Source organism: Kineococcus auxinigenes (assembly GCF_050871525.1).
Classification (GTDB): Bacteria; Actinomycetota; Actinomycetes; order Actinomycetales; family Kineococcaceae; genus Kineococcus.
In genome coordinates this window covers 1-22,515 of the sequence record NZ_JBKBCT010000062.1, presented here as the reverse complement: position 1 = coordinate 22,515, position 22,515 = coordinate 1, and the positions used below count along the sequence as shown (strand labels likewise).

Here is a 22,515-nt window from a genome sequence, read left to right as displayed (position 1 = left end):
GCCCCCGGCCGCAGGGCCGGGGGCGCCGTCACGTCGTGCGTGCTGCTCAGCCCGCTTCGCGGGCGCGGCGGCGGGTGCTCAGCTCGTCGGCGAGCACCACCGCCGGAGCGGCCACCTCGGTGCGCTCGGCCAGGCGCTCGCTGGGCAGCGAGGCCAGCTCGCCCTCCACCTCGCGCCACACCCGGCCCACCGCGATGCCGAACACCCCCTGGCCGCCCTGCACCAGGTCGATCACCTCGTCCGCGGAGGTGCACTCGTACACGCTGGCGCCGTCGCTCATCAACGTGATCTGGGCCAGGTCGTCCACCCCGCGCTCGCGCAGGTGGGTCACGGCGGTGCGGATCTGGTGCAGCGAGACCCCGGTGTCCAGCAGGCGCTTGACGACCTTCAGCACGAGGATGTCGCGGAAGCCGTACAACCGCTGCGAGCCCGACCCCGAGGCGCTGCGCACGCTCGGCTCCACCAGACCCGTGCGGGCCCAGTAGTCCAGCTGGCGGTAGGTGATGCCGGCCGCCTTGCACGCCGTCAGGCCGCGGTAGCCCACTTCCTCGTCCAGCTCCGGCAGGTCCTCGGCGAACAGCAGGCCCTGCGCGGGCACGGGCTTCCTGCCACGCGACGAACCCGCGTCTGCCTCGCCTCTGCTCACGCCGGCCTCCTCATCATCGCCCCGGTCCGATCGTCGGTGCCGTGCCGACCGGGAGCGTCCTGTCAACTGACCGTAGAGTCGCACCCGCGGAGCGTCAACGAGGCGCGCGGCGCGCCGTTCACCGATCCGGGCCCGAACCGGACTCGAAGTCCTCCGGGGTGATGTGGTCGAGGAACTCGCGGAACTTCTCCACCTCGTCCTCGTCCTCGTCGGGGACCGGCACTCCACCGGAGTCCAGCACCTCGTCGGCGCCCACGATCGGGCAGCCGACCCGCAGCGCCAGCGCGATCGCGTCGGAGGTGCGCGAGCTGACCGTCGCACCCCCGTCGAAGACCAGCTCCGCGAAGTAGACGTTGTCACGCACCTCGACGATGCGCACCTCCTCCAGGCTGCGGCCCAGGGAGGTGATCACGTCCTTCAGCAGGTCGTGGGTCAGCGGGCGCGGCGGGACCACGCCCTGCTGGGCGAAGGCGATGGCGCTGGCCTCCGGCGCACCGATCCAGATCGGCAGGTAGCGGTCCCCGTCGCGCTCGCGCAGCAGCACGATGGGGTTGTTGGAGGGCATCTCGACCCGGACGCCGATGACATCGAGCGCACGCACGGGTTCACCGTACCCTCCTCCGGCGCCGCGGGGGCCGGTGCCCGGCGCGGCGCGCCCCGCTCAGCCCGTGATGCGGCCGAGGGCCCCGGCCACCAGCGCGGTGTGCAGCCGCAGGCACGCCGCCGCGATCTCGCGCGCCACCTGCTCGGCACGGTCCGCCGAGTCCGCGGAGCGCTGCCGCTGCAGGGGGGCGGCCACCTGCTCGGCCAGCGCCACCTCCCGGTCGGCCGCCGAGCGGAACACGCGAAGGTGCCGGGCCTCGATGCCGTGACCGGCCAGCGTGGCGGCCGCGCGCAGCACCTCCAGGGCCTCGCCGTCGTACCAGGGCCCGCCGGGGGCCGGCCCCAGCACGCCGAAGCCCTCGAGCGCGTCCAGGAGCTCGCCGTCCACACCGCTCTCGCGCAGCAGCTCGGCGCGGGTCAGCCGCAGCCGGGCGGCGCTGCCGTCGAAGCGCTCCACGGACGGCGCGCCCGTCGCGTCGGGCACGCGCGGGGCGGCGCCGGGCTGCTCCGGGGGCTGCATCCCGCGGTCGATGGCGTGCAGGTTCTCCCGGATGACGCGCAGCGGCAGGTAGTGGTCGCGCTGGGCGCAGAGCACGTACCGCAGCCGGTCCACGTCCGAGGAGGAGAACTTGCGGTAGCCCGCGGCGGTGCGCCGCGGCTCCACCAGCCCCTGCTCCTCCAGGAAGCGGATCTTGGAGATGGTCACGTCGGGGAAGTCCGGCGACAGCAGCGCCATCACCTCGCCGATCGTCATGCGCGGCGCGTCCGGGTCGAAGGCCGCCCGCGAGGCCGCCGCGCTCACGCCGACCGCCCGCCCCCACCGGCCGCGGCCGCCGCCGACTGCGGGCTGGGGTGGTAGACCATGCGGTACTTGCCGATCTGCACCTCGTCGCCGGGGCGCAGCAGCACGTCGTCGATGCGCTCGCGGTTGACGTAGGTGCCGTTCAGGCTGCCGACGTCACGGACCCGGAAACCCGGCCCGGCCACCGGGTCGGGGGCGCGCACGAACTCCGCGTGCCGCCGCGAGACGGTGACGTCGTCCAGGAAGATGTCGCTGGCCTGGTGCCGGCCGGCCGAGGTCCGCTCGGCGTCCAGCAGGAAGCGCGCGCCCGCGTTCGGGCCGCGGCGCACCACCAGCAGCGCGGAACCGCGGGGCAGGGCCTCCACCGCCGCCAGGTCCTCGCTGCTGAGACCGCCCTCGACGGCCTCGTGGACCTCCGGGACGGCGAGCCCCGCGAAGGACATCGTCGAATCGGCGGGACGCTCGTCCGCGCCCGGCCCGGGGGTCGTCCCCTCGTCCGGGGACGTGCCCGACGGAGACATCGCACCACCTCTCGCAACACCGCGGACCACCGTCCGCCCGGCACACCGCCGCGGGACGCTCCCCGCTCCTGACGCTGATCGCCAGCCTAGCCGGGGCCTGCGACCGGCTCCACACTCCCCGTGCACGCCACCCGTCCGGACGGCGCCCCGCCCCCACCGGGGCGGGCCGGCGCGGGTCAGCCCAGGTGGTCGCGGTAGGCCTGCGCGTCGAGCAGCCCGTCCAGCTGCGCGTCGCCGGAGAGGGTGACGGTGAACATCCAGCCCTCGCCGTAGGGGTCGGAGTTCACCAGGTCCGGGCGCGTCTCCAGCCCGGGGTTCTGCGCGGCGACGACCCCGCTGACGGGGGCCACGACCTCGCTGACGCTCTTGGTGGACTCCACCTCGCCGCACGCCGCGCCGGCCGTGACGGCCTCGCCCTCAGCGGGCAGGGACACGTAGACCACGTCGCCCAGGGCGCCCTGCGCGTGGTCGGTGATGCCGACGCGGACCGTGCCGCCCTCCTCGAGCCGCACCCACTCGTGCTCAGCGGTGTAGCGCAGGTCCTCGGGCACGCTGGAGGCCATGGGGCGTCTCGCTCCTCGTCGTGGGGGGGCCGGCGGGACGGGCGCCCCGGGCTGTCGACCGCTGCCGGTCACTCGCCGCCGGCGGTGGCTCCCGGCGACGCCGGGCGAGCGTACTGAGGGCTGGAGACGGCGTGCAAGGCGCTCACCCGCACCTCCTCGGAGGTGCGCACCGACAGCTCCGCCCCCAGCTGCCGCAACGACTCCCGCACGCCGCCGGGGATGTCCAGCGCCGTCGAGACGGTCTGCGGGTCCGCCACGACGCGCACCTCGTAGGGCGGGGTCAGCAGGGTGCCGTCCACCACGACACCGCCCCCGGTGCCCGCGGGCGGGGACTGGAAGGCGGTGCTCGCCACCACGCGCACGTCCCCCACCTGCACCGCCTCCGCGCCGGCGTCGCGCAGCTCCTGCACCAGGCTGACGAACTGCGCGGCCCCCACCTCCCCGGCGGGGTCGGTGATCGTCGCCGTGATCCCCGGGCCGACCGCGGGCACGGTGCCGGCGAGCAGCCCGTGCTCCAGCGCGCGCTGCTCGGCGGCCCGCGCCGCGGCCTCGGCGGAGTCGCTGCCGGCGGTCAGCTCCGAACGGGTGCGCTCCAGCTCGCGGACCTCCTCGGCCAGCCGGTCACCCCGCTCGCCGGCGTCGTCGAGGATGCGCACCAGGTCGCTCTCGCGCAGGTCGGCCAGGCCCGCCACGTCCGTCTGGCGCACCTGCACCACGACGCCGAAGCCGAGCGCGGCGCACAGCACCCCGGCCAGCAGCTGCGCCCGGGTGGCCCGCGGGCGCGCCGCGCGCCACAGGCGCCGCCACGGCGAGGCGCCGGGCGGGCGGGGGGCGGGGGCGGTGCTCACCGGGGCGCGCTCACGCCTTGAACAGGTGCCGGCGGATCGCCGCGGCGTTGGAGAAGATGCGCACGCCCAGCACGACCACGACGCCCGTGGACAGCTGCGAGCCCACGCCGAGCTGGTCGCCCAGGTACACGATGAGGGCGGCCACCACCGCGTTGGACAGGAACGAGACGACGAACACCCGGTCGTCGAAGATGCCGTCGAGCACGGCGCGCACCCCCCCGAAGACGGCGTCGAGGGCGGCGACCACGGCGATCGGCAGGTACGGCTGCAGGGCCACGGGGACCTCCGGGTGCAGCAGCACCCCGGCGACGATCCCCACCAGCAGGCCAACGGCCGCGATCACGGCGCCCCTCCCCGCTCGTCCAGCGCGCCACCACCGGCGCCGGTCGCCGGAACGCTACCCGCCGTCCCGTCGCCGTCCACGCCGCCCGCACCGCCCGCACCGCCCCCGGTGAGCGGGCGGGCGACCCGCAGCTGCAGCCGCCCGGCGGCCGGCAGCACCAGCGGGTCCTCGGCGGAGGCGGTGCGCACGTCCACGCCGATGCCGTAGTTGTCCTGCAGCACCTGCAGGTAGCGGCCCGCCACCGAGGCGGCCAGGCCCGTCTGCAGCGCTGCGGGGTCGCCGACGGCGCTGACCCGGTACGGCGGGGTCAGGGGGCGGTAGTCCACGAGGACGGCCTCCCCCGCGGCGCGGATCGACGACAGCGAGGACAGCCGCACCCCGTCGACCGCGACGGCCTCGGCCCCGGCCAGCCACAGGCCGTTGACGAGCGTCTGCAGGTCGCGGTCCACCACGCGCCCGGAGGTGCCGGCCGCCTGCACCCCCGAGGGGTCCGCGGGGGCGTCGCTGAGCGTCACCTCGAGGCCGGGCCCGCTCACCGGGACGGCGGCGGCGGCGACGGCCAGCTCGTCGGCGACCGCGCCGGCGGCCGCGGCGGAGCCCCCGCCCAGGCGCTCGGCCAGGGTCGCGTTGTCCTCGCGCAGCTGCACCGCCCGGGCCGCGAGGGCGTCGGCGCGGGCGGTGGCCGCCTCCACGCGCTGCAGCAGCTCGGCACGGCCGCGGTCGGCCTCCGGCGCGCCGGCCGCGGCGCGCACGCCGGCGACGGCCAGCAGCGCGCCGAGGGCGAGGGCGGCCACGGCGGTCAGCGCGCGGGGGCGCCCCGGACCGGTGCCCCCAGCGGCCCGGCGGCGCTCGGCGGCGGCCGCGTACCCGGGGTCCAGGGGCCGGTGCATCACCTCGGTGAGCAGGCTCATGCTGGCGTCCGGGCGGCGCACCGCGGGAGGTGGCGGAACGGGCGGGGGCGTGGCGGGCGGGGGCGTGGCGGGCGGGGGCGTCACGACCGGCCGGCCGCGCGCTCGGCGCGCACCACGGCGACCACCTGCTGCACGTACAGCACGCCCGCCCACCAGTACAGCCCCGTGCCCCACAGGGCGAAGGCCCAGCCGACCGCGCCGGCCACCGCGGACAGCAGCGGGCTGACCTCCCCCAGCAGCAGCAGCGGGAAGGCGTACAGCAGGCAGAAGGTGCCCGCCTTGCCGAGGAAGTGCACCTGCAGGACGCCGTGGCCCACCCGGGCCAGCAGCGGCACGGTGCACACCAGCACCACGTCGCGGGCCACCAGGACGACGACCAGCCACCACGGCACCAGCTCGCGCCAGGCCAGGCCGAGCAGCGTGGTGAAGATGTAGAGCCGGTCGGCGAAGGGGTCGAGCACCTGCCCCAGTCGGGTGACCTGGTCCCAGCGGCGGGCGAGGTGGCCGTCGAGGTAGTCGCTGGCCCCGCTGACGGCCAGCACCAGCAGCGCCCACCCGTCGTGGCCGCGGGTGATGAGCACCGCGAAGACCGGCACCAGCACCAGGCGCAGGAAGCTCAGCGCGTTGGGCAGCGTCCAGACGCGCTCGCTCACCGCCTGACCACCCGCCGTAGCCACTGCGCACCCCCCCGTGGTCGTGTTCGACTCCACCGCGCCGCGCCGCGCACCCTGGTGGGCGGCGGGCCGCCGCCTCTGGCAGCCTACGGCTCGGCCGGTCCGCGCTCGCCGCGCGCCGGTGCACACCGTCGGACGTGGGCGATCGCCCCGACAGAGAGGGTCGACCCCCATGCGCGTGCTCGGCGTCAACGCCGTCTTCCACGACCCCGCCGCGGCCCTCGTGGTCGACGGCGAGGTGGTCTTCGCCGCGGAGGAGGAGCGCTTCAGCCGCCGCAAGCACGGCAAGCGGCCCGTGCCGTACTCGACGTGGGAGCTGCCCGAGCTGGCGATCAAGCACGCCCTGGCGGCCGGTGGCCTGCGCCCGGAGGACCTCGACCTCGTCGGGTACTCGTACGACCCCTCCCTGGTGCTGCCGAGCTCCGAGCTGGACCTGGGCGACCCGGACGACGCGATCCGCACCCGCTACGCCGAGCGCGCCGCGGAGGCGCTGGCCACCGCCCTGCCCGGGCTGGACCCGGCGAAGGTGCGCCACGTCCCCCACCACGTCGCGCACGCCGCCTCGGCCGCGCTGGCCTCCCCGGAGGCCGCGCGCGAGGGCGGCTGCAGCGTGCTGACGGTCGACGGGCGCGGCGAGGCGATCTCCTCGCTGGCCGGGCGCTACCGCGGCGGGTCCCTGGAGGTGCTGGCCAGCCAGCGGCTGCCGCACTCCCTGGGCCTGCTGTACGAGTCGCTGACCGCGCACCTGGGCTTCCTGCACTCCTCGGACGAGTACAAGGTCATGGCGCTGGCCTCCTACGGCAAGCCCCGCTTCGCCGACGAGCTGGCCGAGTTCGTGCACGCCACCGGTGACGGCGGTTTCGTCGCCCAGGCCCCGGACTGGTCGCGCTGGGCGCCGCGGCTGCTGGACGGCGAGCAGTGGGACCCGCGCCGCGACACCGACCACGCCGACCTGGCCGCCAGCGTGCAGGAGGTGCTCGAGCGCACCCTCGTGGACGTCGCCACCTGGCTGCACGGCAAGACCGGCGACCGGGTGCTGGCGATGGCCGGCGGCACCGCCCTGAACTGCGTGGCCAACTCCCGCATCTGGCGCGAGTCGCCGTTCGAGGAGGTGTTCGTGCAGCCCGCCGCGGGCGACTCGGGCACCGCGCTGGGGGCCGCGCTGCAGCTGGCCGCCGACGGCGGCGACACGATCGTGCCGATGCACGACGCCGCCCTGGGCCGTTCCTGGAGCGACGAGGAACTGGCGCAGTGGCTGCGCACCGCGCGCCTGCCGTTCACCACGCCCGGCGACCTCGCCGGCGAGGTCGCCGACGTGCTGGCCGCCGACGGGGTGGTCGCCTGGTTCGACGGCCGGGCGGAGTTCGGCCCGCGCGCCCTGGGGCACCGCTCGCTCATGGCGCACCCGGGGAGGAAGGAGAACCTCGAGCGCCTCAACGACGTCAAGGGCCGCGAGCAGTTCCGCCCGGTCGCACCCATGGTGCTCTCGGAGCGGGCGCCGGAGATCTTCTCCGACGGGCCGTTCCCCAGCCCGTACATGCTCTTCGTGCACGAGGTGGCGCCGCAGTGGCGCGAGCGCATCCCGGCCGTCACGCACGTGGACGGCACCGCGCGCATCCAGACGATCGACGACGAGCGCACCCCGAAGGTCGCGGCGCTGCTGCGCGCGTTCGAGGAGCGCACCGGTCTGCCCGTCGTGGTGAACACCAGCCTGAACACCGCCGGTCGCCCGATGGTCGACGACCCCCGCGACGCGCTGGAACTGTTCGGGTCCGCCCCCGTGGACCTGCTGGTCCTCGGCCCGCACCTGGTGCGCCGCAGCACCTTCGCCGCGCCCGCGCACACCGGAGCGCCCGGGACCGGCGGCGCGTGAGGGCCGCTGCCCCGGGGTTCTCCGTCGTCGTCCCCACCGTGGGGCGACCCAGCCTCGACGTCCTGCTGACGACGCTGGCCGCGCAGCGCGGCCCCGCTCCGGAACTCGTCGTCGTGGTCGACGACCGCCGCGGCCGCGACACCGGGCAGGACCCCTGCGAGGTCGCGTGCGAGCGCGCCCGCAGCGCCGGCCTGCCGGTGCGCCTGGTGCGTTCCGGCGGGCGCGGCCCGGCGGCGGCGCGCAACGCCGGCTGGCGACGCACCGCGAGCGAGTGGGTCGCGTTCGTCGACGACGACGTGGAACTGCCTCCGGAGTGGTCGCTGCTGCTGGTGGCCGACCTGGCCGCGGCACCGGGACGAGTGGCCGGGGTGCAGGGTCGGATCACCGTTCCGCTGCCGGCCGACCGGCGCCCCACCGACTGGGAGCGCGGCACCGCCGGCCTGGCGGACGCGGCGTGGATCACCGCGGACATGGCGTACCGGCGCACCGCGCTGGAGCAGGTCGCCGGTTTCGACGAGCGGTTCCCGCGCGCGTTCCGCGAGGACGCCGACCTGGCGCTGCGCGTGCTGGACGCGGGCTGGGAACTGGTCCGCGGCGAGCACGGCGCCGTGCACCCGGTGCGCCCTTCCAGCGACCTGGCGAGCCTGCGCCAGCAGCGCGGCAACGCCGACGACGCCACCATGGGGGCGCTGCACGGCCCGGCCTGGCGCGAGCGGGCGCAGTCGACCGTGGGCAGGCTGCCGGGGCACGTGGTCACGACCGCCGCAGCCGCGACCGCGGTGGCCGCGGTGCTGGTGGGCCGCCGGCGCACCGCGGCCGTCGCCGCGCTGGCCTGGGCGGGGCTGACGGCGGAGTTCTCCTGGCGGCGCATCGCACCGGGCCCGCGTGACGCCGCGGAGGTGCGCCGGATGCTCGTCACGAGCGCGGCGATCCCGCCGGCGGCGGTGTGGCACCGGGTGCGCGCGGAGCTGCGCTGGCGGCGCGACCCGCCGGCGCCCTGGCCGCCGCCGGTGCGCGCGGTGCTGTTCGACCGCGACGGCACCCTCGTGCACGACGTGCCCTACAACGGCGACCCGGACCTCGTGGCCCCCGTGGACGGCGCCCGCGAGGCGCTGGAGCGCGTGCGTTCCGCGGGGCTGCGCACCGGTCTGGTCAGCAACCAGTCCGGGGTGGCGCGCGGGCTGCTGAGCACGGCGCAGGTGGAGGCGGTCAACGCCCGCCTCACCGAGGCGGTGGGCCCCTTCGACACCGTGCAGTTCTGCCCCGACGGCCCGGACGGGCCGTCCGCGCGCCGCAAGCCCGAGCCGGGCATGGTGCTCGACGCCGCCCGGGAGCTGGGCGTGCTGCCCGCGGAGTGCCTGGTGGTCGGCGACATCGGCGCGGACGTGGAGGCGGCGCTGTCGGCCGGCGCCCGGGCCGTGCTGGTGCCCACGCCCGTCACCCGGCCGGAGGAGGTCGCCGCGGCGCCGCTGGTGGCCGCGGACCTCGCCGAGGCGGTGGGCCTGGCCCTGGCCGCCGCCGGGCGCGGGGGTTCCTCGTGAGGGTGCTGGCCGCGCGCCTGGACAACGACGGCGACGTCCTGCTGACGGGCCCGGCGGTGCGGGCGCTGGCCGCTCGCGCGAGCGTGGACGTGCTGGCCTCCCCCGCCGGGGCCGGTGCGGCGCGCCTGCTGCCCGGGGTGGACGAGGTGCTGGTGTTCGACCCGCCGTGGAGCGGGTTCTCCCCCGCCGCGGTGGACCCCGCCGCGGTGGACGACCTCCTGGCGCGGGTGCGCGAGCGCGGTTACGACGAGGCGGTGGTGTTCACCTCGTTCCACCAGAGCCCGCTGCCGCTGGCGCTGCTGCTGCGCCTGGCGGGGGTGGCGCGCGTCAGCGCCACCAGCGAGGACTACCCCGGCTCGCTGCTGGACGTGCGGCACCGCCGCGAGGACGGCCCGCGCGCCGACGCGCACGAGGCGGAGGCGGCGCTGGAGCTGGCCGCGGCGGCGGGATTCCCGCTGCCCGCGGACGACGACGGGCGGTTGCGGGTGCTGACGACCGCCCCGCCGCCGCCGGGCCTGCCGGCGTCCTACGTGGTGGTGCACCCCGGGGCGTCGGTGCCCGCGCGGGCGCCGCTGCCGGAGCAGGCCGCCGGGATCGTCGAGGCGCTGCGGCACGCGGGCCGCGACGTCGTGGTGACCGGCGGCCCCGGGGAGCGTCGGCTGACCGCCGCGGTGGCCGGGCACGGTGCCGTGGACCTCGGCGGGCGCACCGACCTGCCGGGGCTGGCGGCGGTGCTGGCCGCCGCGGACGCCGTGGTCGTGGGCAACACCGGACCGGCGCACCTGGCGGCCGCGGTCGGCACGCCGGTGGTGTCGCTGTTCGCGCCGGTCGTGCCGGCGGCGCGCTGGGCCCCGTACGGGGTGCCGCACGTGCTGCTGGGCGACCAGAGCGCGGCGTGCCGCGGTTCCCGGGCCCGCGAGTGCCCGGTGCCGGGGCACCCGTGCCTGGCGGGCGTGGCGGCGCGGGAGGTCGTGGCGGCCGTGGAGGCGCTGGCACCGGCCGTCCCCGGGACGGTCGTGGAGGAAGTGGACCGGGAGAACGCTCCCGCGGGAGGGACGCTGTGAGGATCCTCGTCTGGCACGTGCACGGGTCGTGGATGACCGCGTTCGTCTCGGGTGCGCACGAGTACCTGCTGCCGCTGGTGGACGACCGCGGCCCGGACGGGCGCGGTCGCGCGCGCACCTGGGACTGGCCCGCGAGCGCCGTGGAGGTGCCCGTGGCGGACCTGCGCGCGGCGCAGTTCGACGTGGTGGTGCTGCAGCGCCCCGAGGAGCTGGAGCTGGTGGAGCGCTGGACGGGCCGCCGCCCCGGGCGCGACGTGCCGGCCGTGTACGTGGAGCACGACGCCCCGCGCGCCGGCGCGGCGGACAGCCGGCACCCGCTGGCCGACCAGCGCGCGGTGCCGATCGCGCACGTGACGAGCTTCAACCGCCTGTACTGGGACTGCGGCGACGCGCGCACCACCCTGGTGGACCACGGCGTCATCGACCCCGGGCAGCGCTACACGGGCGAGACGGCGTCGCTGGCCGCCAGCGTCAACGAGCCGGTGCGGCGCTGGCGGGTGGCGGGCACGGACGTGCTGCTGCGGGTGGCCGAGGAGGTGCCGGTGGCGCTGCACGGCATGGGTGTGCGGGCGCTGGCGGAGCGGGTGGCGGGCACGGCGGCGGGCGAGGGCCTGAGCGTGCACGAGGACCTGCCGCAGTCGGAACTGCACGAGGCGCTGGGCGCGCACCGCGCCTACCTGCACCCCTACCGGTGGACGAGCCTGGGACTGTCGATGATCGAGGCCATGATGATCGGCATGCCCGTGCTGGCGCTGCCGGCGACGGCCGCGCCGGAGGCGGTGCCGCCGGCCGCGGGGGTGCTCTCCAGCGACCCCGACGTCCTGATCGCCACCGCCCGGCGGTGGCTGGCCGACCCGGACGAGGCCCGTGAGCGCGGGGAGGCGGCGCGCCGCCACGCCCTGGCGGCGTTCGGGGTGGAACGCTTCCTGGCGGACTGGGACCGACTGCTCGAGGAGGTGGTGGCATGAGGGCCCCCGCAGGGACCGGTGCTGCGCGCACGCCGCGGCGCATCGCGATGGTGTCCGAGCACGCGAGCCCGCTGGCCGTGCTCGGCGGCGTGGACGCCGGCGGGCAGAACGTGCACGTGGCGGCGCTGGCGTCGGCGCTGGCCGACCGCGGTCACGAGGTGGTCGTCTACACGCGCCGCGACGCGGCGGACCTGCCGGCGCGCACCCGGCTGCGCCCGGGCGTGGAGGTCGTGCACGTGGACGCCGGGCCGGCGGAGGCGGTGGCCAAGGACGACCTGGCGCCGTTCATGCCGGCGTTCGCCGAGGTGCTGCGCGAGGAGTTCGCGCAGCGGCGCCCCGACGTGGTGCACGCGCACTTCTGGATGTCCGGCACGGCGGCGCTGCCCGCGGCGCATGCCCACGGGATCCCCGTGGTGCAGACCTTCCACGCCCTGGGCAGCGTCAAGCGCCGCTACCAGGGCAGCGCGGACACGAGCCCGCCGGGACGGCTGGACGCCGAGCGCCGGCTGGCCAGGGACGTGGACCTGGTGATCGCCACGTGCCGCGACGAGGTCGCCGAGCTGCGGGCCTCGGGGGCGCCGCCGCGGCGGGTGCAGGTGGTGCCGTGCGGGGTGGACACCGCGCGCTTCGCGGACCCGGGCGAGGTGCCGGCCGACGTGGTCGGCCCGCGCCGCCCGGGGTGCCGCGCGCGCCTGCTGAGCGTGGGGCGGCTGGTGCCGCGCAAGGGCGTGGAGGCCGTGGTGCGCGCGCTGGAGGCGCTGCCGGACGCCGAGCTGGTGGTGGCCGGCGGACCGGCCGCGCACGACCTGGACGGCGACCACGAGGCGGTGCGCCTGCAGAAGGTCGCCGTGGAGCTGGGCATCGCCGACCGGGTGCGCCTGGTGGGGCGGGTCTCCCCCGCGGACCTGCCGGCGCTGCTGGCCTCCAGCGACGCGCTGGTGGCCACGCCCTGGTACGAGCCGTTCGGCATCGCGGTGCTGGAGGCGATGGCCGCTGGCGTGCCGGTGGTGGCCTCGGCGGTCGGCGGGATGCTGGACACGGTGCGCGACGGGGTGACGGGCCGGCTGGTGCCGGTGGACGGTGCCGGGCACGTGGACCCCGTGGCGCTGGCCGCGGCGCTGCGCTCGGTGGTCGAGGACCCGGCGGTGGCCGCGCGGCTGGGCGCGGCGGGCCGCGAGGTCGCGGTGGAGCGCTACGACTGGGCGCGGGTGGCCGCCTCCACGGAGTCGGCGTACGAGCTGCTGCTGGAGGAGGGGTCCGGGGTCGTGGGCACGCGGGCGTACGTGCGCGAGCACGTGGGCGAGCTGCACGGGGTGCTGGCGGCGCTGCAGCGCCAGGCGGACCGGCTGGACCGGTGGGGGCGCGAGCTGGTGGAGGTCGTCGACGGCGGCGGCCGGCTGCTGGTGGCGGGCAACGGGGGCAGCGCCGCCGAGGCGCAGCACCTGACCGCGGAGCTGGTGGGGCGCTTCCTGGGCGAGCGGCGGCCGCTGTCGGCGATCTCGCTGCACGCGGAGACCTCGACGGTCACGGCCATCGCGAACGACTACGGCGTGGAGGAGGTCTTCGCCCGGCAGGTGGAGGGCCACGGCCGGCCCGGTGACGTGCTGCTGCTGCTGTCGGCGAGCGGGCGCAGCGCGAACCTGCTGCGCGCGGCGGAGCGGGCCCGAGAGTGCGGGCTGCGGGTGTGGGCGATGACGACGTCGGCGCCGAACCCGCTGGTGGACCTGGCCGACGACGCCGTGGTGATGCCCGGGCCGTCGACCTCGGCGGTCCAGGAGGGGCACCTGATGGCGGTGCACACCCTGTGCGTGGCGGTGGAGGCGCACCTGCCGGCGGCCCGCGGCGCCCGGAGCACGGACCTGACGGCCGTGCAGGCGCGGCGGCGGGAGGCCAGCGCGTGAGCCGGGTGGTGGGGCAGCCGGTGCCGGGCCGGTCGGTGCGCCGCGTCGTCGTGGTCGGCGACGTGCTGCTGGACCGGGAGGTGCTGGGCGGCGTGCACCGCGTGGCGCCGGACGCGCCGGTGCCGGTGGTGGACGTCGAGGACGTGCGCGAGTCCCCCGGCGGGGCGGGGCTGACGGCGCTGCTGGCGGCGCTGGACCCGTCGGTGGAGGTCGCGCTGGTGGCGCCGGTGGCCGGCGACGACGCGGGAGCGCGCCTGCGGGCCCTGCTGCGCGGGGTGGACGTGGTGGCGCTGCCGCACACCGGGGCGACGCGGCGCAAGTCGCGGGTGCGCGCCGACGGGCAGGTGCTGGTGCGCCTGGACGACGGCGGGCCGGGCACCCCGGGCGATCTGGACGGTGCCGCGCTGGCGGCGGTGCGCGAGGCGCTGGCCGGGGCGGACGTGGTGCTGGTGTCGGACTACGGCGCGGGCACCACGCGCGAGCCGCGGCTGCGGGCCCTGCTGGGCGAGGCGGCGCGCCGGGTGCCGGTGGTGTGGGACCCGCACCCGCGCGGCGGCGCGCCGGTGCCGGGCTGCGCCCTGGTGACGCCGAACCTGGCGGAGGCGCGCGGTGCGCTGGCGGCGCACCACCCGGGCGCGGGCTCGCTGCGGGCGGACGAGCTGGCCGCGCAGCTGCGCGCGGTGTGGGACGTGGCCGCGGTGTGCGTGACGGCCGGTTCGGGCGGGGCGCACTGCGCGGCGGCGGGCAGCGAGGCGCTGCACCTGCCGGCGGTGCCGGCGACGGGCGACCCGTGCGGTGCCGGGGACCGCTTCGCGGCCAGCGCGGCGGTCGAGGTGGCCCGCACGGGAGCGTTGTCCCCGGCGCTGGCGCGGGCGGTGCGCGACGCCTCGGCGTGGGTGGCCGCCGGCGGCACGCACGGGTTCTTCGCCCCTGCCCCCGCCCCCGTGCAGGAGCGGCCCGCCGGGTCCACGCCCGCGGAGGTCGCCGCGCGGGTGCGCGCGTCCGGCGGCACGCTGGTCGCCACCGGGGGCTGCTTCGACGTCCTGCACGCCGGGCACGTGGGCTGCCTGGAGGCGGCACGCGGCCTGGGCGACGCGCTGGTGGTCCTGATCAACTCCGACGACTCCGTGCGCCGGCTGAAGGGCCCGGGGCGGCCGGTCGTGGGGCAGGCCGACCGCGAGCGGGTGCTGCGGGCGCTGACCAGCGTGGACGCGGTGGGCGTGTTCACCGAGGACGACCCGCGCGCGGCGCTGGCGGAGCTGCGGCCCGACGTGTGGGCCAAGGGCGGCGACTACGGCGGTGCGGAGCTGCCCGAGGCTGAGCTGGTGCGCAGCTGGGGCGGCCGGGTGGTGCTGCTGCCGTACCTGGACGGGCGCTCGACCACGTCGATCCTCGCGGCCGGCGCGGGACGCTCGTGACGGCACCCGCGGGGGTCCCCGGCGAGGTGCGCGAGCTGACCGGTGCCGACCTGCTGGTGCTGCGGGCCCTGGGCCTGGGCGACCTGCTGGCGGGGGTGCCGGCGCTGCGCGGGCTGCGCCGGGCGTTCCCGGAGCGGCGGCTGCTGCTGGCGGCACCGGCCGGCATCGGCGGCTTCCTGCAGCGGCGCGGCGTGGTCGACGAGGTCCTGGTGACCGCGGGGCTGGAGCCGCTGCCCGCGAAGGGTTCCGGGCACCTGGCCGTGGACCTGCACGGCAACGGCCCGGCCAGCCGCGACCCGCTGGCGGCCACGGGCCCGGATGCCCTGCTGGGTTTCCGCACCACCGGCCACCCCGACGGGCCGGGATGGGTGCGCCACGAGCACGAGGTGGCGCGCTGGTGCCGCCTGGTGGCCGCCTGGGGCGCGGAGTGCGGGGCGGAGGACCTGCGGTTGCGCCCGCTGCCGCCGGCGCCGGTGGACGGGCCGGTCGTGGTGCACCCGGGTGCGGCGTTCGCCTCCCGCCGCTGGCCGGTGCAGCGGTGGGCAGCCGTGGTGGGTGAGCTGAGCGCCGCCGGGCACGAGGTGCACGTGACGGGCACGGCGGACGAGGCGGGGCTGGGCGCGGCACTGGCCGCCGCGGGTGCGGTGGACCGCTGCGGCGCCCTGGACCTGGACGGCCTGGCGGACCTCGTGGGCTCGGCGCGCCTGGTCCTGTCCGGCGACACCGGCACCGCGCACGTGGCCACCGCCCTGGGGGTGCCCTCGGTGCTGCTGTTCGGCCCGACCCCGCCGCACTGGTGGGGGCCGGCCATCGACGCCGATCGGCACGCGGTGCTGTGGCACGGCGACCCGGCGGCCACCGACTACGTCGGCGACCCGCACGGCGCCGAGGTGGACCCGACCCTGGCGCGGATCACCGTCGCCGAGGTCCTGGACGCGGCCGCCGGGTTCCTCGGCGGCTGAAGGCTCCGCCCGTTCTCGAGCGTGGGGTCGGGAGGTGGCGGGTGCTGCGGCCGGCTCTCCGCCCGCGACCGGGGCACCCCACCACCCGGACCGGAACCCGACCCGGGGAACCGGGTTCAGGCCCCGAGCCCGACCTCAGGTGCCGCAGAAGGTGCGGTAGGCGCCGAAGTCCGGCGGGGCGGGGGCGGCGAAGCGCTCCAGGCCGGGGCGTTCCTCGAAGGGGGCCCGCACGACGTCCAGCAACTGCTCGAAGGGGGCGAGGTCGCCGCCGGTGGCCGCGGTGAGGGCTTCCTCGACGAGGTGGTTGCGCGGGACGTACACGGGGTTGACCCGGTCCATCGCGTCGGCGTCCGGACCCAGGGCGCGCCAGCGGCCCAGCCAGTCGTCCAGCGCGTCGGCGGCGAGGAAGTGGCGGTGCAGGGGATCGGCGTCGCCGCGGGCGGCGGTGGCGAGCGCGCGGAAGGACGAGGTGAGGTCGACGCGGTCCGCCTGCAGCAGGGTGAGCAGTTCCTCGGCCAGCGGCTGCACCAGCTCGCCCGCGGCACCGGGCAGGCCGAGCTTGGCCGCCGCCCCGGCCGTCCAGGCGGCCTGGTACTCGTCGCGGAAGTCGCCGAGGGCGTCCTGCGCGAGGGCGACCGCCTGCTCCTCGTCCTCGTGCAGCAGCGGCAGCAGGGCCTCGGCGAGCCGGGCGAGGTTCCACTGCGCCACGGCGGGCTGGTTGCCGTAGGCGTAGCGCCCGCCCTGGTCGATGGAGCTGTAGACGGTGGCCGGGTCGTAGGCGTCCAGGAAGGCGCAGGGCCCGTAGTCGATGGTCTCGCCGGAGATGGTGGTGTTGTCGGTGTTCATGACGCCGTGGACGAAACCGACGAGCATCCACCGGGCGACGAGACGCGCCTGGGCGCGGGCCACCGCCTGGAACAGGGCCAGGTGCGGGTTCTCGGCGGAGGCGGCCCCGGGGTGGTGCCGGCTGGTGGCGTGATCGGCCAGGCGCCGCAGCAGGTCGAGGTCGCCGGTGGCGCGGGCGTACTGGAAGCTGCCGACGCGCAGGTGGCTGCTCGCCACCCGGGCCAGCACCGCACCGGGCAGCGGCTCCTCGCGGCGCACGGTGCGCCCGGTGGCCACGACGGCCAGGGAGCGCGCGGTGGGGATGCCCAGGGCGTGCACCGCGCTGCTGACGAGGTGCTCGCGCAGCATCGGCCCGAGGGCGGCCAGGCCGTCGCCGCCGCGAGCGAAGGGCGTGCGCCCGGAGCCCTTCAGGTGCAGGTCGCGGACGTGGCCGTGCGCGTCCACGAGCTCGCCGAGCAGGAGCGCTCGCCCGTCGCCCAGGCGCGGGGAGAACCCGCCGAACTGGTGCCCGGCGTACGCCTGCGCCACGGGAGTCGCACCGGCGGGCACGGCGGTCCCGGTGAGGAAGCGCACCCCGTCGGGGCTGCGCAGCCAGGCGGGGTCCAGGCCGAGCTCGGCGGCCAGGTCCTCGTCCAGGGCGACCAGCCGCGGGTCGGGGGCCTCCTCGGCCCGCCACGGCACCGCCATCTCCGGCAGGTCGCGGGCGAAGCGGCCGTCGAGGGCGACGGGACGGGCGGGGGCGACGCTCACCCCGTCGACCCTACGCCCGGTGCCGCTCAGGCGCCGGTGGCGCGGAACCATTCCACGGTGCGGCGCAGACCCTCGGCCCAGTCGACCTCCGGCTTCCAGCCCAGCAGGGTCTGCGCCAGCGTGGTGTCGGGGCGGCGCACCTGGGGGTCGTCCTGCGGGCGGGGCACGAACTCGATGGTGGAGCGGGACCCGGCGGCGCGGATGACGTCCTCGGCGATCTCGCGGACGGTCAGCTCCTCGGGGTTGCCGATGTTGACGGGACCGGGGTGCCCGCTGGCGGCCAGGGCGAGGATGCCGGCGACGAGGTCGTCGACGTAGCAGATGGAGCGGGTCTGCTGCCCGTCGCCGGCGACGGTGACCGGTTCACCGGCCAGCGCCTGGCGGATGAAGGTGGGGATGGCGCGGCCGTCGGCGGCGCGCATCCGGGGGCCGTAGGTGTTGAAGATGCGCACGATGGCGGTGTCGACGCCGTGGGTGCTGCGGTATGCGGTGGTCAGCGCCTCGGCGTAGCGCTTGGACTCGTCGTAGACCCCGCGCGGGCCGACGGGGTTGACGTGGCCCCAGTACGTCTCGGGCTGCGGGTGCACCTGCGGGTCGCCGTAGGTCTCGGAGGTGGAGGCCAGCAGGAACCGTGCGCCCTTGTCCCTGGCCAGGCCCAGGGCGTGCCAGGTGCCGGTGGCACCGACCTTCAGCGTCTCCAGCGGCAGCTTGAGGTAGTCCACCGGGGAGGCCGGGGAGGCGAAGTGCAGCACCAGGTCCACCGGCCCGGGCACGTGCACGTACTCGGTGATGTCGCACCGGCGCAGGGTGAACCCGGGGTGGTCGGTGAGGTGCTCGACGTTTCCGGGGCCGCCGGTCAGGAAGCTGTCCAGGCAGACGACCTCGACCCCGGCGCCCAGCAGCGCCTCGCACAGGTGGCTGCCGAGGAACCCGGCGCCGCCGGTGACCACGGCCCGGGAGAAGCGCCGCACGTCCAGGGTCCCGGAGGGTGCGGAGGCGGCCTCCGCCGCGTGGGGGGTCTCGTGCGGGGTCTCGGTCACGGGGGCGATGCAACCACCCCGGGGGCCGACACGCCCGCCCACCCCGCTGCACCGGCCGCGGCGTGTCGCCACTAGCGTCCGGCGCGTGAGTGCCCCCACCGCCAGCCCCGACGTGACGGTCGTGGTCGCCACCCGCGACCGCGCCGACGACCTGCGCGCCAGCCTGCCGCGCCACGAGGCGCCGGTGGTGCTGGTGGACAACGGTTCCACGGACGCCAGCGTGGAGGTGGTGCGGGCCGAGGCGCAGCGGCGCGAGCGTTCCGGGCTGCCGCCGCTGCGGCTGCTGCAGCCGGGCCGCAACCTGGGGGCGACGGCCCGCAACCTGGGGGTGCGGGCCGCGAGGACGGAACTGGTGGCGTTCGCCGACGACGACTCCTGGTGGGCGCCGGGGGCGCTGGCGCGCGCCGTGGAGGTGTTCGCCGCCCACCCCCGGCTGGCGCTGCTGGCGGGGCGGACGCTGGTGGGCCCGGCGGAGGAGCTGGACCCGATCTGCGCGGACATGGCCTCGGCGCCGTGGGGGCGCAGCCCCGACCTGCCGGGCCCGGACGTGCTGGGGTTCCTGGCGTGCACGGCGGTGGTGCGGCGCGAGGCGTTCCTGGCGGTGGGGGGTTTCGACGACGTGGTGTTCTTCGCCGGCGAGGAGGAGCGCGTCACCTACGACCTGGTCGCGGCCGGGTGGGGCCTGGCGTACGTGGAGGACGTCGTGGCGCACCACCACCCCTCCCCCAGTCGCGGCTCGGCGGCCTCCCGCCGGGAACTGCTGGGGCGCAACGAGCTGCTGACGGCGTGGATGCGCCGGCCGTTGCCGGTGGCGGCGGCGCGCAGCGCCCGGTGGCTGGCCGAGGGCGGTGAGCACCGCCGCTCGGTCCTGGCCGCGGCACCGCGGCTGCCGCGGGCGCTGCGGGCGCGGCGGCGGCCCTCGGCGGAGGTCGAGCGGCGGCTGCGCGTGCTGGTGGAGCGCGGGGCGTGAGCGTCGTGGACGCGGTGGAGGCGATCCCCGTCGGACCGCCCGACGAGCGCGTCACCGTGGTGCTCATCACCTGGCAGCGGCGCGAGGAGGCCCTGCTGGCGGTGGACCGGCTGCTGCGGCTGCCGGAGCGGCCGCGGGTGATCGTGCTGGACAACGGCTCCACCGACGGCACCGCGCGGGCGCTGCGCCAGCGGCACCCGCGCGGCAGCGCCGGCGCGGACCGCCTGGACGTGGTGGTGCTGCCGGAGAACCAGGGGGCGGTGGCCCGCAACACCGGGGTGGCCAGCGCGAGCACCCCGTACGTGGCGTTCTGCGACGACGACACGTGGTGGGACCCCGGTTCGCTGGCGCGGGCCGCGGACGTGCTGGACGCCGACCCGCGCGTGGCGGTGCTCACCGCCCGGATCGTCGTGGAGCCGGGCTCGGTGGAGGACGGGATCGTCGCGGAGCTGCGCGACTCCCCGGTGCGCGGCGCGCCCGGGCTGCCCGGTCCGGCCCTGGGCAGCTTCCTGGCGGGCGCCTCGGTGGTGCGCCGCGACGCGTTCCTGCAGGTGGGGGGTTTCTCGAAGCGGTTGTGGCTGGGCGGGGAGGAGGAGCTGCTGGCCGCCGACCTCGCGGCCGCCGGCTGGGAGCTGTGCTACCTGGAGGACCTGACGGTGCACCACCAGGCGTCGGTGCTGCGCGAGTCGCAGCTGCGCCGGCGGCACGGCGTGCGCAACACCCTGTGGTTCACGTGGTTGCGCCGGCCGGTGCCGGCGGCGCTGCGGCGCACGGGTTTCCTGCTGCGCACGGTGCCGCGCGACCGCACCAGCGCGCTCGGCGTGCTGGACGCGGTGCGCGGGGTGCCGTGGCTGGTGCGCGAGCGCCGGGTGCTGCCGCCGCACGCGGAGGCGAGGTTCGCGGCGCTGGAGGAGTCGCAGCGCAGCTCCACCTCGCGGCACTACGGCTGAGGGCGCCGGCGCGCTTCAGGCGGGTGGCTGCGCGGGGGCGCCCGTGCTGCGGCGCGGCACCAGCCGGGGCGGCAGCAGCTCGGTGCGCGGTGCCGCGGACGGGTCGGCGATCCGCTGCAGCAGCAGCTCGCCGGCGCGCCGGCCGACCTCGCGGCTGCGGTTGTCGACGCTGGTGAGGCGGACGCGGCGCAGGGCGGCCAGGGAGGTGTCGTCGTAGCCGGCGACGGAGACGTCCTGCGGCACGCGCAGGCCGAGCTCGTCGGCGGCGGCGAGCACCCCGAGCGCGGAGACGTCGTTGGCGGCCAGCACGGCGGTGGGCCGCTGCGGGTGCTGCAGCAGCCGCGAGGCGGCGCGGTGGCCGCCGTCCTCGGTCATGTCCGCGGCCACGACCGCCGCGGTGAGGCCGGCGGTGCGCGCTGCGCGCTCGAAGGCGTCCCGGCGCAGCCGCCCGACGGCGCCCGTGCCGGCGACGTGCGCGAGGTGGCGGTGCCCGAGCGCGGCGAGGTGCTCCACGACGAGCCGCACCCCGGCCTCGCCGTCGTCGGCGACGAGGTCGGCCCGGGCGCGCACGGCGTCGCGGGTGCCCGCCAGGACGGTGGGGACGGCCGCTGCGGCCCGCTCGACGGCGGTGGGGTCGTCGCGGGTGCCGACGAGGACGAGCCCGTCCACGCGCAGCCGCACGAGGTCCCCGGCGGCATCGGGTTCGGCGCTCGTGTCGGCCAGCACGGGGCGCAGACCGGCCGCGGCCAGGACGGGGCGCAGCCCGTCGAGCAGGTCCACGAACCAGGGGTTGCGCAGGTCGTCGAGGACGACGCCGACGGTGCGGGTGCGCCGCTCGGCGAGGCTGCGGGCGGCGGGGTCGGGCCGGTAGCCGAGCTCCTCGACGGCGGCCAGCACGGCGCGGCGGCTCTCCTCCCCCACCCGGGGCGAGCCCTGCAGCACCAGGGAGACCAGGGACTTGGACACCCCGGCGCGCTCGGCGACGCTGCGGATGGTGGGCCTGGCCGGACCGCCCGCTCGCTCCCCCGCCACGTCCACCTCCTCACCGCCGGGTGCCTTGACACCTCAGCTCCGGGCCCCCACCCTAGCGAGCGTTGGACCGGTCCAACACCTGCTCCCACCCACCTGGAGGTCCCCGTGCCCGATCTGCACCTCGGCCTGGTCGGCGTCGGCCGCATCGGCGCGATGCACGCCGCGAACATCGTGGCGACGCCCGGCGTGGGAACGCTGACCCTCGCCGACGCCGACCCCGCCCGGGTGCGCGCGGTCGCCGCGGCGCTGCCCGGCGACGGCGCCGGCGTGGCGGTGGCCGACGACGTGGACGCGCTGGTGCGCAGCGGGATCGACGGCCTCGTCGTCGCCGCCGGCACCGCGGCGCACCCGGAGCTGATCCGCGCCGGCGTCGAGGCGGGGATCCCCGTGCTGTGCGAGAAGCCGGTGGCGCCCGACGTGGCGCTCTCGCTGCCGGTCCTGGAGCACGTGGCGGCACGCGGCGGCGTCGTGCGCATCGGGCACCAGCGTCGGCACGACCCCGGCTACCGCGAGGCCAAGCGCGCCTTCGACGCCGGGGAGCTGGGCTGGCTGCACGCCGTGCGCGCCGTCACCTGCGACGCTACGCCGCCCGCGGTGGAGTTCATCGCCACCTCCGGCGGGCTGTTCCGCGACTGCAGCGTGCACGACTTCGACGTCCTGCGCTGGATCACCGGCCGGGAGGTGGTGCAGGTGTACGCGCGCGGCTCGAACAACGGCGACCCGGAGATCGGCCGCGTCGGCGACGTGGACTCCGCGCTGGCGGTGTGCACCCTGGACGACGGGACCCTGGCGGTGGTGACGGCCTCGCGCTACAACGGCGCCGGGCACGACGTGCGCCTGGAGCTGCAGGGCTCGCGCGGCACCCTGGTGGTCGGCATGGACGAGGCGATGGCCGCGCGCTCGGCCGAGCCGGGCGTCGCCTTCCCCGCGGGGCCGCCGCACGCCACGTTCGCCGAGCGCTTCGCCGGCGCCTACCGCGCCGAGGTCGCCGCCTTCGTGGACCTGGTCAACGGCGTCGACGGCGACCTGTGCCACCCGCGGGACGCGGTGGCGGCCTCCCTGGTGGCCGACGCCGCGCAGGAGTCGCTGGTGACGGGGGTCCCGGTCGCGGTGCCGCCGCTGCCCGCCCCGCTCGCCGCGCCGGTCGCCAGAGCGCCGGCGCGCGGACGGGCCCGCGGCAACCCCCGGTGCGCGGGGCCGCCGGTGGGCAGGCGCAGCCCGGCGGGGGTGTGCGGTCACGCCGCGCCGGCCGGCGGCGTCGACGGAGTAGAACCGCACGTTCGTCTCCA

21 protein-coding genes and 2 pseudogenes are annotated in these 22,515 nt (G+C 77.5%); 11 read left to right on the top strand and 12 right to left on the bottom strand.

Going from position 1 to position 22,515, the window contains the following annotated elements:
- Window positions 1–46: 46 nt before the first annotated feature.
- From ACRYR9_RS15465 to ACRYR9_RS15425, 9 genes are all read right to left on the bottom strand, one after another.
- Window positions 47–646, bottom strand: a complete 600-nt coding sequence (locus tag ACRYR9_RS15465) for a MerR family transcriptional regulator (protein ID WP_432495029.1) — start codon at window positions 644–646, stop codon at window positions 47–49.
- 118 nt (window positions 647–764) lie between these two features.
- Window positions 765–1,247: a bifunctional nuclease family protein gene (locus tag ACRYR9_RS15460; RefSeq protein WP_432495031.1), complete on the bottom strand. Its 483-nt coding sequence runs from the start codon at window positions 1,245–1,247 to the stop codon at window positions 765–767.
- Between the two features lie 60 nt (window positions 1,248–1,307).
- A complete protein-coding gene (ftsR, locus tag ACRYR9_RS15455) occupies window positions 1,308–2,051 on the bottom strand; it encodes a transcriptional regulator FtsR (protein ID WP_432495033.1) in 744 nt (247 codons plus the stop codon).
- Window positions 2,048–2,572: an FHA domain-containing protein gene (locus tag ACRYR9_RS15450; RefSeq protein ID WP_432495035.1), complete on the bottom strand. Its 525-nt coding sequence runs from the start codon at window positions 2,570–2,572 to the stop codon at window positions 2,048–2,050. Before ACRYR9_RS15450 ends, ftsR begins: the two co-directional genes overlap by 4 nt.
- 176 nt (window positions 2,573–2,748) lie before the next feature.
- On the bottom strand, window positions 2,749–3,135 hold the full coding sequence (gene gcvH, locus ACRYR9_RS15445) for a glycine cleavage system protein GcvH (RefSeq protein WP_432495037.1): 387 nt from the start codon (window positions 3,133–3,135) through the stop codon (window positions 2,749–2,751).
- 68 nt (window positions 3,136–3,203) lie between these two features.
- On the bottom strand, window positions 3,204–3,983 hold the full coding sequence (locus tag ACRYR9_RS15440; protein ID WP_432495040.1) for a DUF881 domain-containing protein: 780 nt from the start codon (window positions 3,981–3,983) through the stop codon (window positions 3,204–3,206).
- A gap of 10 nt (window positions 3,984–3,993) precedes the next feature.
- Complete coding sequence (locus tag ACRYR9_RS15435) at window positions 3,994–4,326, bottom strand: small basic family protein (RefSeq protein ID WP_432482071.1); 333 nt, start codon at window positions 4,324–4,326, stop codon at window positions 3,994–3,996.
- Window positions 4,323–5,237, bottom strand: coding sequence for a DUF881 domain-containing protein (locus ACRYR9_RS15430; RefSeq protein ID WP_432495042.1), 915 nt, complete (start codon window positions 5,235–5,237; stop codon window positions 4,323–4,325). The genes ACRYR9_RS15435 and ACRYR9_RS15430 overlap by 4 nt, the downstream gene beginning before the upstream one ends.
- Before the next feature lie 80 nt (window positions 5,238–5,317).
- A complete protein-coding gene (locus tag ACRYR9_RS15425) occupies window positions 5,318–5,890 on the bottom strand; it encodes a CDP-alcohol phosphatidyltransferase family protein (protein WP_432495044.1) in 573 nt (190 codons plus the stop codon).
- Window positions 5,891–6,083: 193 nt separating this feature from the next.
- On the opposite strand from ACRYR9_RS15425, the gene ACRYR9_RS15420 reads away from it, so the two are divergent.
- The 8 genes and pseudogenes from ACRYR9_RS15420 (at window position 6,084) to ACRYR9_RS15385 (ending at window position 15,638) form a co-directional block, all read left to right on the top strand.
- A complete protein-coding gene (locus ACRYR9_RS15420) occupies window positions 6,084–7,784 on the top strand; it encodes a carbamoyltransferase family protein (protein ID WP_432495046.1) in 1,701 nt (566 codons plus the stop codon).
- A complete protein-coding gene (locus ACRYR9_RS15415; protein ID WP_432495048.1) occupies window positions 7,781–9,325 on the top strand; it encodes an HAD-IIIA family hydrolase in 1,545 nt (514 codons plus the stop codon). Before ACRYR9_RS15420 ends, ACRYR9_RS15415 begins: the two co-directional genes overlap by 4 nt.
- Window positions 9,322–10,389, top strand: coding sequence for a glycosyltransferase family 9 protein (locus ACRYR9_RS15410; protein ID WP_432495050.1), 1,068 nt, complete (start codon window positions 9,322–9,324; stop codon window positions 10,387–10,389). The genes ACRYR9_RS15415 and ACRYR9_RS15410 overlap by 4 nt, the downstream gene beginning before the upstream one ends.
- Window positions 10,386–11,357, top strand: coding sequence for a glycosyltransferase (locus tag ACRYR9_RS15405; RefSeq protein WP_432495052.1), 972 nt, complete (start codon window positions 10,386–10,388; stop codon window positions 11,355–11,357). Before ACRYR9_RS15410 ends, ACRYR9_RS15405 begins: the two co-directional genes overlap by 4 nt.
- Window positions 11,354–12,634: pseudogene (locus ACRYR9_RS15400) on the top strand (glycosyltransferase); the annotation flags it as partial. The gene ACRYR9_RS15405 and the pseudogene ACRYR9_RS15400, both read left to right, overlap by 4 nt.
- Complete coding sequence (locus ACRYR9_RS15395; RefSeq protein ID WP_432509675.1) at window positions 12,623–13,258, top strand: D-sedoheptulose-7-phosphate isomerase; 636 nt, start codon at window positions 12,623–12,625, stop codon at window positions 13,256–13,258. The pseudogene ACRYR9_RS15400 and the gene ACRYR9_RS15395, both read left to right, overlap by 12 nt.
- Window positions 13,255–14,676 carry a PfkB family carbohydrate kinase gene (locus ACRYR9_RS15390; protein WP_432495054.1) on the top strand — a complete coding sequence of 474 codons (1,422 nt, stop codon included), beginning with the start codon at window positions 13,255–13,257 and terminating at the stop codon, window positions 14,674–14,676. The genes ACRYR9_RS15395 and ACRYR9_RS15390 overlap by 4 nt, the downstream gene beginning before the upstream one ends.
- Window positions 14,673–15,638, top strand: a complete 966-nt coding sequence (locus ACRYR9_RS15385; protein WP_432495056.1) for a glycosyltransferase family 9 protein — start codon at window positions 14,673–14,675, stop codon at window positions 15,636–15,638. Before ACRYR9_RS15390 ends, ACRYR9_RS15385 begins: the two co-directional genes overlap by 4 nt.
- Window positions 15,639–15,773: 135 nt before the next feature.
- Here ACRYR9_RS15385 and ACRYR9_RS15380 read toward each other — a convergent pair whose 3' ends face one another.
- Together ACRYR9_RS15380 and ACRYR9_RS15375 are read right to left on the bottom strand one after the other, a co-directional pair.
- Complete coding sequence (locus tag ACRYR9_RS15380) at window positions 15,774–17,234, bottom strand: protein adenylyltransferase SelO (protein WP_432495058.1); 1,461 nt, start codon at window positions 17,232–17,234, stop codon at window positions 15,774–15,776.
- Between the two features lie 26 nt (window positions 17,235–17,260).
- Window positions 17,261–18,205, bottom strand: coding sequence for a UDP-glucuronic acid decarboxylase family protein (locus ACRYR9_RS15375; RefSeq protein ID WP_432495070.1), 945 nt, complete (start codon window positions 18,203–18,205; stop codon window positions 17,261–17,263).
- Window positions 18,206–18,359: 154 nt separating this feature from the next.
- Here ACRYR9_RS15375 and ACRYR9_RS15370 point away from each other — a divergent pair, with 154 nt between their 5' ends.
- Window positions 18,360–19,244, top strand: a complete 885-nt coding sequence (locus ACRYR9_RS15370) for a glycosyltransferase family 2 protein (protein WP_432495060.1) — start codon at window positions 18,360–18,362, stop codon at window positions 19,242–19,244.
- Window positions 19,241–20,194: a glycosyltransferase family 2 protein gene (locus tag ACRYR9_RS15365; RefSeq protein WP_432495062.1), complete on the top strand. Its 954-nt coding sequence runs from the start codon at window positions 19,241–19,243 to the stop codon at window positions 20,192–20,194. The genes ACRYR9_RS15370 and ACRYR9_RS15365 overlap by 4 nt, the downstream gene beginning before the upstream one ends.
- Before the next feature lie 15 nt (window positions 20,195–20,209).
- On the opposite strand, the gene ACRYR9_RS15360 is transcribed toward ACRYR9_RS15365, so the two are convergent.
- A complete protein-coding gene (locus ACRYR9_RS15360) occupies window positions 20,210–21,226 on the bottom strand; it encodes a LacI family DNA-binding transcriptional regulator (protein ID WP_432495064.1) in 1,017 nt (338 codons plus the stop codon).
- A 153-nt stretch (window positions 21,227–21,379) separates the two neighbouring features.
- Between ACRYR9_RS15360 and ACRYR9_RS15355 the strand changes: the two are divergent.
- Window positions 21,380–22,339 (top strand): annotated as a pseudogene (locus ACRYR9_RS15355) (Gfo/Idh/MocA family protein); the annotation flags it as partial.
- Between the last annotated feature and the right edge of the window lie 176 nt (window positions 22,340–22,515).

Coding starts and splice junctions, on each gene's coding strand:
- ACRYR9_RS15450 (WP_432495035.1), bottom strand. CDS start 2,572: ATGTCTCCGTCGGGCACGTCCCCGGACGAGGGGACGACCCCCGGGCCG.
- gcvH (WP_432495037.1), bottom strand. CDS start 3,135: ATGGCCTCCAGCGTGCCCGAGGACCTGCGCTACACCGCTGAGCACGAG.
- ACRYR9_RS15430 (WP_432495042.1), bottom strand. CDS start 5,237: ATGAGCCTGCTCACCGAGGTGATGCACCGGCCCCTGGACCCCGGGTAC.
- ACRYR9_RS15420 (WP_432495046.1), top strand. CDS start 6,084: ATGCGCGTGCTCGGCGTCAACGCCGTCTTCCACGACCCCGCCGCGGCC.